Source organism: Streptomyces lonarensis (assembly GCF_012033735.1).
In the GTDB taxonomy this organism is placed as follows: Bacteria; Actinomycetota; Actinomycetes; order Streptomycetales; family Streptomycetaceae; genus Streptomyces; species Streptomyces lonarensis.
Map to the genome: position 1 here is coordinate 1 of NZ_JAAVJD010000216.1, position 9,091 is coordinate 9,091.

Sequence of the window (9,091 nt, forward strand, 5' to 3'; positions counted from 1 at the left end):
GGCCGGGCCCGCACGGTGAGGCCGGCGTCGCCGGGCCCGCCGCCCACCGCTCCCCCGACGGCGAACACCGCGTGCCCGTCGGGGGCGAGCGCCAGCGCGGCGACGGAGGTGAGACCGCTCTCCCCGACGGCCAGCACCTCCCCGGTCGCGACGTCGCGCAGCACGACCCGCCCGCCGTGGGCGGCGTGGGCGAGGAGGCTGCCGTGCGCGTCGAGCGCGACGGGGCCGAAGGCGTCCGCGCCCGGCGGGACGCTGAGCAGCGGTTCACCCGTCCGGCTGTCGATGACGGCGACGACGTCGGAACCGGTGGTGCCGAAGGCGAGCCTGCGGCCGTCGCCCGAGAACGCCAGCCGCACCGGGTCGTCCAGGCTGTCGGAGCCGCGCCCGCCGGCGGCCGAGCCGTTCTCCTCCGGGCCGAGCAGCCACAGCCGCCGCCCGGTCGCGGCCGACCAGGCGGCCCAGCTTCCCTCCACGGCGGTGACGACGACCTCGCCGTCCGGGCTGACCTGGATCTCCGTCGGTTCGTCGGAGCTGTCGGCGCCGCTGAGGTACCAGACCAGCGGCGCGTCGCGGGTGGTCTCCCACCGGACCAGGTCGCTGCCCCGGGCGGGCGAGGTGGCGCGGCCGCCCACCGCGAGCCACCGCAGGGAGGAGGGGGCGGCGACCGCCGCGGCACCCTGGTCGAGCCCGGCCACGGCCTCGTGGCCGGCTCCCGTCGGGACACCGGCGTAGGGCGGCAGTCCCACCGCGCCGTCGGAAAGGCGCGGCCCCCCGGCACCGATCGGACCGGCGAGCGGGGCGTCGGGGCCGCCATGGCTGTAGGGGCTGTCGAGTTCCGGGAGCCCCGCGCCGTCGAGGGGCCCGCCGAACAGCCGCGGCTCGGCGCCGCGGTGCAGCGGGAAGAGTCCGTCGGGGGCGGGCGGCAGCAGTTCGTCGGCTGGCTCCCCCGGGGGGAGCCCCGGGAGGGTGAACCCGTCAGGGCCGAAGCCGTCCGCGCCGTGGTCGGGTGTCAGGGGGCCGGGCCGGGTGGGGCCGAGCAGGCCGGTGAGCGAGGCGAGGTCGGCGAGGTCCGCCTGGTCCGCCCAGTCGGACCAGTCCTCCTCCACGGGCCGCGGCACCGTCCCCGTCTCCACGCTGTCGAGCCCGCCGAGGCCGCGGGTGCCGGCCAGCGCGTGGTACGGGCGGACGTCCCCCCGGGTCCACTGCGCCCACCACCGGTCGGGCATGGGGCGCTGCGCGGCGGGCCACCGCAGGACGGCGGCGGTGACGGCGGAGAGGCGCGCCTCGTCGCACCTCTCCAGCAGCTCGCACACCTCGTCCCACGCGTCGCGTCCGGGGCGGGAGGCGAGGAGCCGGTCGAGGCGTGCTGCATCGGTCATGGGGCGGTCCTGGCTCGTCGCGGTGGCGGGTGGGGCGGGGTCACGGACGGTGGCCGACCTCGCTCCCGGTCGCCCCGGCGGCGGCCGCCGGGGTGTCGAAGCGGTGGGCATGCAGCACGTCGGGGGTGGCGGTGACCAGGGCGCCGCCGTCGGGGGTCAGCGTCCAGGCGGTCTCGGTGCCCATCCCGTCGACCGCGTAGAGGGCGCTGCCCCGCGCGAGGTCCCAGACGGTGACGGTGTGGCCGGAGCGGACGGCGGCGCGCGGCCCCGCGGGTCCCCACACCGGGCGGACCGTCTGGCGCCGGGCCTCGGGGGAGAGCGGCCCGAGCACCGTCCACGGCCGGGCGTCGCCGGGGCGGCCGGTGAGGTCGACGACGGTGGCGACCGCCCGCCCGTCGGCCACGCCGACGACGACCAGCTCCCGGCCGTCGGGGCTGAACGCCATCCCGCAGGACCAGGCCATGCCGGTGGCGTGGGTGGTGAACGCGCCGGTGCGCAGCGAGGGGACGGCGATCTCCCCCTCGGGCGCGCGCCCGTGGCAGCGGCAGAGGCGGAACGCGATGCGACTGCCGCGGGCGTCGACCGCCACGGCGCCGGTACCGCCGAGGGCCCCGGGCCGGCCGGGGTCGCCCTCGCCGTCGAAGAGCCGGTTGCCGGCGCGGGCGCCGAGGGCGGTGACCTGGTGCGAGGCGGGGTCGCAGCCGACCACCGTGGTGCCGTCCTCGCTGACGGCGAGGCGGATGTGCCCCGGCTCGCCGTCGGCGCCGAGCGCGGCGCGGCCGGCGCCCCGGCGCCACAGCTCCCGGGGTTCGCCGGTGAGCGACCAGTGGGCGGTGCCGCCGCCGGGCTGGTCCTCGGTGCCGCCGAGGGAGGCGGTGAGGGTGGCCCCGTCGTCGCCCAGCACGAGATCGTGGGCGACCGCCGAGCGGGCGCCACGGACCAACGGGAGCCGCAGCGGCGCCGCGCCGGACGCCGGGCGCAGCAGCAGCAGTTCACCGAGGCCCGGGAACCAGGGCGCGGAGGTGGCGACGGCCACGGTCGCGAGGTCCCGGGTCGTGGCGACACCGAGGACACGCTCCGGGACGGCCGCGCGGCCTGCCAGCGGGCGGGTGGTGTCGAGTACGCCGGGTTCGCAGAGTTGTCGCACGGCCATGTCAGGACAGTAGACGCCCTGGCCGGGACTGTGGGCGGGTTGCGGACAACCGCCCCCGGGGACCGGTGTTTTCCGGGCGTTTCCCGGGGTGGGACAGCGCCGCAGCACCCCCTCACGAGGGCGGTTCACCCCAGCTGTCGCGGGTAGGGGGCTCCCGCCGCGGGGCGGTTCGTCCGGTGCGACAGCACGTCGGGGAGCGGGGTGGCCACGGTCCGCCACCGCGGGCGCACGGGGCGCCACGGAAAGCGCTACCGCGGCCTCGTGCGGCCCGCCGGCGTGCACGTGCACGGCCCGTCGCGGCGGTCCCACGGATCGGGCCGGTTCCGCCACCCTCGCCGGGGCGCCCCCGGGGCGGTCGCAGCCGCGGCCGACGGCGCGTGGCGCGGCCGGGGCACGCGGATCAGGGTGCGCGGACCGGTCAGGAGGAGGCGCGGCGGACCAGTTCGGTCGGCAGGATCAGGCCGGGGGCAGCGGCGGGCTCGCCCGCGATCTCGGCGAGCAGCGCCCGCGTCATGGCGCGGCCCATCTCCTCGGTGGGCTGCCGGACGCTGGTCAGCGGCGGGTCCATGTGCCGGGCGATCGCCGAGTCGTCGAAGCCGACCAGCGCCACGTCGCCGGGGACGGACCGCCCCGCCTCGCGGAGCGCGCGGCGCGCACCGGCGGCGGTCAGGTCGGAGGCGCAGAAGACGGCGTCGAGCCCGGGGCGGCGGCCGAGCAGCTCGTACATGGCCCGGTAGCCGCCCTCCTCGCTGAAGTCGCCGTGGGCGACCAGCCCCTCGTCCTCGTCCACCCCGCTGGCGGCGAGCTCCGCGTAGTAGCCGTCGAGGCGGCACTGGGCGGCGTACATGTCGCGGGAGCCGGTGATGGTGGCGACGGCGGCGGCGCCGCGCTCCAGCAGGTGCCGCACGGCGGCGCGCGCGCCGCCGACGTTGTCGCCGTCCACGTGGGGGAAGGACTCGTCGGCGGAACGGCGGCCGTTCATCACGGCGGGGATGCCGTTCTCCGCGAGCAGCTCGGGCAGGGGGTCCTCGCCGTGCACCGAGACCAGCAGCACGCCGTCGACGCGGTTGCCCGCGGCGTACTGGGCGAATCGTTCCCGCTCGGTCGCGGTGCTGCTCAGCGTGAGCAGCAGCTGGATGTCGGCCTCGGCCAGCTCGGTGCTGACGCCCCGGATTATCGAGGCGAAGTAGGGCTCGGCGAAGAGCCGGGTCTCGGGTTCGGGGACAACCAGGGCGACGGCGTCGGCGCGGTTGCCGGCGAGGGCCCGTGCCGCACGGTGCGGGACGTAGCCGAGGTCCGCGATCGCCGCCTCGACGGCGACGCGGGTGCGGTCGCTGACCCGCGGTGAGCCGTTGATGACCCGGGAGACGGTGCCGCGTCCCACGCCCGCGCGCTCCGCGACCTGTTCCAGCGTGGGCCGGCGTTCCCGCCCGGCCCGGTGTCGTGCAATCGCCATCGGGTCCTCCCGTCACATGCTCCCGAGACCCCCATCAGATCACGGAAACACGACGGTGCGGTCGGATGTATTGACACCGGCGCGCGTCTCGGGAAATCTCCGGACCACCGATGTGGGAGCGCTCCCACCGCGGCACCCTACCCACCAGACCCTCGAACGTTCCACACCCCGGGCCCGCTCACCCCACACTGCGCCGCACGCCGACCGGGAGAGGCAACGTCCACGCGCCAGGAGGACGAACCATGCGCACGACACCCCGTACCAGGATGACCCGACGGGCGGCGGTAGGGACAGCCGCCATGATGCTCGCCGTCACCGCCTGCTCCAGCGGCGGCGACTCCGACAGCAACGGAGGCGACGGCGACAAGATCACGCTGACCGTGGGCGTCTTCGGACAGTTCGGCCTGGAGGAGGCCGGCCTGTACGAGGAGTACATGGAGCTGAACGACAACATCGTGATCGAGCAGACCTCGGTGCAGAAGTCGGAGGACTACTACCCGGCCCTCCTGACACGGCTGCCCACCGGCTCGGGGCTGATGGACATCCAGGCCATCGAGGTGGCCAACATCTACGAGGTCACCAACGAGCTGAGCCAGTACTTCGTCGACTTCAACGACTACGACGTCGACACCGGCCACTTCCTGGACTTCAAGCTGGCGCAGGCCACCAACGCCGACGGCAAGGTGGTCGGCCTCGGGACCGACATCGGTCCGATGGGCATCTGCTACCGCACCGACCACTTCGAGGCGGCGGGGCTGCCCACCGACCGCGACGAGGTCTCCGCGCTGTGGGCGGACGACTGGCAGGCGTACATCGACACCGGCAAGGAGTTCGTCGAGTCCGACGTCGACGCGGCGTGGGTGGATGTCGCCGGCGGCGTCTTCAACGCCGTGGTCAACACCTACGAGGAGCGCTTCTACGACACCTCGGGCGAGGTCGTCTACCAGGAGAGCGAAGCGGTGCAGACCGCCTGGGACCTCGCGATGGACGCTGCCGAGAGCGGGATCACCGCCAAGCAGAAGCAGTTCGAGGCCGAGTGGGACCGCGCGATCGCCAACGGCGACTTCGCCACCGTCTCCTGCCCGGCGTGGATGCTCGGCTACATCCAGGACAAGGCCGGCGACGCGGGCGAGGGCCTGTGGGACTTCGCGCACGCACCCTCCCCCGGTAACTGGGGCGGCGCCTTCCTCTCCGTCACGGAGGCCTCCGAGCACAAGGAGGAGGCGGCGAAGCTCGCCGCGTGGCTGACCGCTCCCGAGCAGCAGGCCCGCTTCTTCGCCGAGCGCGGCAGCTTCCCGTCCTCGGCGGAGGCCGTCCAGGCCCCGGAGGTCGCGGACGCCACGCACGACTACTTCCAGGACGCTCCGATCGGCCGGCTCTTCACCGAGGCCGCCGAGGGCATCCCCACCCTGGTCCTCGGCCCGCGTGACCAGGTGATCCAGGAGCAGATCGCCAACGGCCTGCTCGCCGCGGACACCCAGGGCCTCTCCAGCGAGGAGGCGTGGGAGAGCACGGTCAACTCCATCGAGAACGCCCTCGCCGACTGAGGATCCGACACTCCATGACGACCCACGATTCGAGTGCCGCGCCCCCCGTCGAGGGGGGCGCGGCCCCGGGCCGGCCGGGACGGGCCGCCGAGAGCCCCGAGGAGCGCCGCCAGCGGCGCCGCTCGTGGCGCTTCCGGATGGACACCAAGGCCAGCCCCTACGCGTTCATCGCTCCCTTCTTCCTCTTCTTCGGGGCGTTCGGGCTCTTCCCGCTGCTGTTCACCGGGTGGGCGGCGCTGCACCGGGTCCGCCTCGCCGCTCCCAACGACATGGAATGGGCCGGGCTGGACAACTTCGTCCGGCTGATGTCCGACGAATACTTCTGGAACGCGCTCGGCAACACCTTCACCATCGGGGTGCTCGCCACCGTTCCGCAGCTGGCCATCGCCCTGGGCCTGGCGCACCTGCTCAACTACAAGATGCGCGGCTCCAACTTCTTCCGCGTGGCCATGCTCACCCCGTACGCCACCTCGGTGGCGGCGGCGACGCTCGTGTTCGCGATGCTCTACGGACGCGACTACGGCATGATCAACTGGGCGCTGGACCTGGTCGGCATCGACGCGGTGGACTGGAAGAGCGGCAGCCTCACCACCCAGTTCGCCATCTCCACCATCGTGATCTGGCGGTGGACGGGCTACAACACGCTCATCTACCTCGCGGCCATGCAGGCCGTGCCGAAGGACCTCTACGAGTCGGCCGCGCTGGACGGGGCCTCGCCGTGGAAGCAGTTCCTCCACGTGACCCTCCCCTCGCTGCGTCCCACGATCCTCTTCACCGTCGTGGTCTCGACGATCGGCGCCACCCAGCTCTTCGGTGAGCCGCTGCTGTTCGGCGGCAGCCCCTCCGGCGGCGCGCAGAACGAGTACCAGACACTCGGCCTGTACATGTACGAGATGGGCTGGACCAACTTCAACCTCGGACGGGCCTCCGCCATCGCCTGGGCCATGTTCCTGCTGCTCATCATCATCGGCCTGGTGTACTGGGCGGTCACCAAGCTGGCCTCGCGCGGCACCGCAGGCAAGGGGGCCTGACCATGACGCTTTCGGCTCCCGTGACCCCCGAGACCACGACCCCCGTCCTCCCGCCCGGCGACGACGGCGGGCCGCCCCGCCGCGTCAAGCGCGGCGGGAAGGCCGGCAAGCAGTTGCGGGCGGGCTGGCTCACCTACACCATCCTGGCGATCTTCACCTTCGGTTCGCTGTTCCCGCTGGTGTGGACGGCGATAGCTGCCTCGCACAGCAACGCACGGCTCGCCCAGTCGCCCCCGCCGTTCTCCTTCGGTGACCGGCTGTGGCACAACCTGGACCAGGCGTGGAACACCGCCAACATGGGCAAGGCCCTGTTCAACACGGTGTTCGTGGCGGGCACCATCACCGTCTCGACCGTGCTGTTCGCGACGCTCGCGGGCTTCGCCTTCGCCAAGCTGCGGTTCCGTGCGAAGAACCTGCTCCTGCTGCTGGTGATCGGCACGATGATGGTGCCGCCCCAGCTCAGCGTGGTCCCGCTGTTCATGGCCATCGCGGAACTGGGCTGGACCAACCACCTCCAGGCCGTCATCCTGCCGATGATGGTCAGCGCCTTCGGCGTCTTCTTCATGCGCCAGTACCTGGTGCAGGCGCTGCCCACCGAGCTGATCGAGGCGGCCCGGATGGACGGCGCCAACAGCCTCCGGGTGGTCTGGCACGTGGTGCTCCCGGTGGCACGGCCGGCCATGGCCGTGCTGGCGATGCTCACCTTCGTGATGGCCTGGAACGAGTTCTTCTGGCCGATCATCGCCTTGACCCAGCAGAACCCGACCGTGCAGGTCGCGTTGACCGGCCTCGGCCGCGGGTATGTCCCCGACCAGGGCGTCATCATGGCCGGTGCCCTGCTGGGCACCCTGCCGCTGCTGATCGCCTTCGCGATCTTCGGCAAGCAGATCGTCGGCGGCATCATGCAGGGCGCCCTGAAGGGCTGACACCGCCGCGCGGGGTGCGCCCGTCCTCGACGGGTGCGCCCCGCTTCCTTTGAACCACGAATGGGAGCGCTTCCATGACTGAAAGCCATCTCACGTCCCTCTCCCCCGTCGCCCCCGACCTGGAGTTCCCCTCGGACTTCCTGTGGGGGACGGCGACCGCGTCCTACCAGATCGAGGGCGCCGCCCGGGAGGGCGGTCGCACCCCGTCCATCTGGGACACCTTCAGCCACACCCCCGGCAAGGTGCAGGCGGGCGACACCGGCGACGTCGCCTGCGACCACTACCACCGCTGGGCCGAGGACCTCGACCTCGTCAAGGAACTCGGCATCGGCGCCTACCGGTTCTCCACCTCCTGGAGCCGGGTGCAGCCGACCGGTCGCGGCCCGGCGCTCCAGTCCGGTCTGGACTTCTACCGGCGCCTCACCGACGGCCTGCTGGAGCGCGGCATCACCCCCGTGGTGACGCTCTACCACTGGGACCTGCCGCAGGAACTGGAGGACGCAGGCGGCTGGCCGGAGCGGGAGACCGCCGAGCGGTTCGCCGAGTACGCCACAATCATGGCCGAGGCGCTGGGCGACCGGGTCTCGATGTGGACGACCCTCAACGAGCCGTGGTGCAGCAGCTTCCTGGGCTACGGCTCCGGCGTGCACGCCCCCGGCCGCACCGAGCCGCTCGCCGTGCTGCGGGCCGCCCACCACCTCAACCTCGCGCACGGACTGGGCACCCAGGCGCTCCGCGCCGCCCTGCCCGCCGGCGCGAAGGTCTCCATCACCCTCAACCCCGCGGCGGTCCGCCCCCTCACCGGCTCCCCCGAGGACGCGGACGCTGCCCGCCGCATCGACGCCCTCCAGAACCGCATCTTCACCGGCCCGCTGCTGCACGGCGGCTACCCGGAGGACCTCAAGGCGGACACCGCCGAGATCACCGACTGGTCCTTCGTGCTGCCGGGCGACGAGGAGATCATCAACCAGCCGCTGGACTCGCTCGGGATCAACTACTACAACCCGGCGATCGTCTCGCACGCCCCGGCCGGCGGCTCCGCCAAGGACGACGGCCACGGCGACTCCGCGCATTCGCCCTGGGTCGGCTCCGGCCACGTCGCCTTCCATCAGGCGACCGAGGAGCGCACCGAGATGAACTGGTCGATCGACCCGACCGGTCTCACCGAGCTGCTGCTGCGCTTCCACCGCGAGGCGCCCGGACTGCCGCTGTACGTCACCGAGAACGGCGCGGCCTTCGCCGACACCGTCGACGAGGACGGGCAGGTGCGCGATCCGCGCCGCGTCTCCTACCTGCACGGGCACCTCGGCGCGGTGCGCGACGCGATCGGGCAGGGCGCGCCGGTCCGCGGCTACTTCGTCTGGTCGCTGCTGGACAACTTCGAGTGGGCGTACGGGTACAGCAAGCGGTTCGGCGTCGTGCACGTGGACTTCGAGACGCTGCGCCGCACCCCGAAGAGCAGCGCGCTGTGGTACGCCGACCTGATCCGGCGCAACCGCCCCATGTGACACACCGGCCGCGCCGGCGCCTGCCTCCTCCAGTTCCTGCGGCAGGTCCCAGTGGTAGAGCGTCACCACGGGGGTGATGCCGCGCTCCAGC

General features: G+C 73.3%; 7 protein-coding genes and 1 pseudogene. 4 read left to right on the forward strand and 4 right to left on the reverse strand.

The features are described 5' to 3' along the window. From HCN56_RS20620 to HCN56_RS20630, 3 genes are all read right to left on the reverse strand, one after another. The coding region (locus tag HCN56_RS20620; protein ID WP_245246809.1) for a PQQ-binding-like beta-propeller repeat protein at positions 1-1,379 on the reverse strand (1,379 nt) is incomplete at its 3' end. A 40-nt stretch (positions 1,380-1,419) separates the two neighbouring features. After that, on the reverse strand, positions 1,420-2,532 hold the full coding sequence (locus HCN56_RS20625) for a hypothetical protein (protein ID WP_167973327.1): 1,113 nt from the start codon (positions 2,530-2,532) through the stop codon (positions 1,420-1,422). Between the two features lie 418 nt (positions 2,533-2,950). Further along, positions 2,951-3,988 (reverse strand): LacI family DNA-binding transcriptional regulator, encoded by a 1,038-nt coding sequence (locus tag HCN56_RS20630; protein ID WP_167973329.1) that lies wholly within the window; start codon positions 3,986-3,988, stop codon positions 2,951-2,953. Between the two features lie 242 nt (positions 3,989-4,230). Between HCN56_RS20630 and HCN56_RS20635 the strand changes: the two genes are divergently transcribed. The 4 genes from HCN56_RS20635 to HCN56_RS20650 all read left to right on the forward strand — a co-directional run bounded on the left by HCN56_RS20635 (position 4,231) and on the right by HCN56_RS20650 (position 9,000). Beyond that, the gene (locus tag HCN56_RS20635; protein ID WP_167973331.1) at positions 4,231-5,535 is read left to right on the forward strand and encodes an ABC transporter substrate-binding protein; all 1,305 of its coding nucleotides are present in this window, start codon (positions 4,231-4,233) and stop codon (positions 5,533-5,535) included. Positions 5,536-5,549: 14 nt separating this feature from the next. Next, positions 5,550-6,566: a carbohydrate ABC transporter permease gene (locus tag HCN56_RS20640; protein ID WP_167973333.1), complete on the forward strand. Its 1,017-nt coding sequence runs from the start codon at positions 5,550-5,552 to the stop codon at positions 6,564-6,566. Positions 6,567-6,568: 2 nt separating this feature from the next. Further along, complete coding sequence (locus HCN56_RS20645) at positions 6,569-7,492, forward strand: carbohydrate ABC transporter permease (protein ID WP_167973335.1); 924 nt, start codon at positions 6,569-6,571, stop codon at positions 7,490-7,492. 74 nt (positions 7,493-7,566) lie between these two features. Continuing rightward, entirely contained in the window at positions 7,567-9,000 is a 1,434-nt protein-coding gene (locus tag HCN56_RS20650) for a GH1 family beta-glucosidase (RefSeq protein ID WP_167973337.1), read from the forward strand. Between the two features lie 18 nt (positions 9,001-9,018). Here the strand turns inward: HCN56_RS20650 and HCN56_RS20655 are convergent. Continuing rightward, positions 9,019-9,091 (reverse strand): annotated as a pseudogene (locus HCN56_RS20655) (family 1 glycosylhydrolase); the annotation flags it as partial.

Coding starts and splice junctions, on each gene's coding strand:
- HCN56_RS20625 (WP_167973327.1), bottom strand. CDS start 2,532: ATGGCCGTGCGACAACTCTGCGAACCCGGCGTACTCGACACCACCCGC.
- HCN56_RS20630 (WP_167973329.1), bottom strand. CDS start 3,988: ATGGCGATTGCACGACACCGGGCCGGGCGGGAACGCCGGCCCACGCTG.
- HCN56_RS20635 (WP_167973331.1), top strand. CDS start 4,231: ATGCGCACGACACCCCGTACCAGGATGACCCGACGGGCGGCGGTAGGG.
- HCN56_RS20640 (WP_167973333.1), top strand. CDS start 5,550: ATGACGACCCACGATTCGAGTGCCGCGCCCCCCGTCGAGGGGGGCGCG.
- HCN56_RS20645 (WP_167973335.1), top strand. CDS start 6,569: ATGACGCTTTCGGCTCCCGTGACCCCCGAGACCACGACCCCCGTCCTC.
- HCN56_RS20650 (WP_167973337.1), top strand. CDS start 7,567: ATGACTGAAAGCCATCTCACGTCCCTCTCCCCCGTCGCCCCCGACCTG.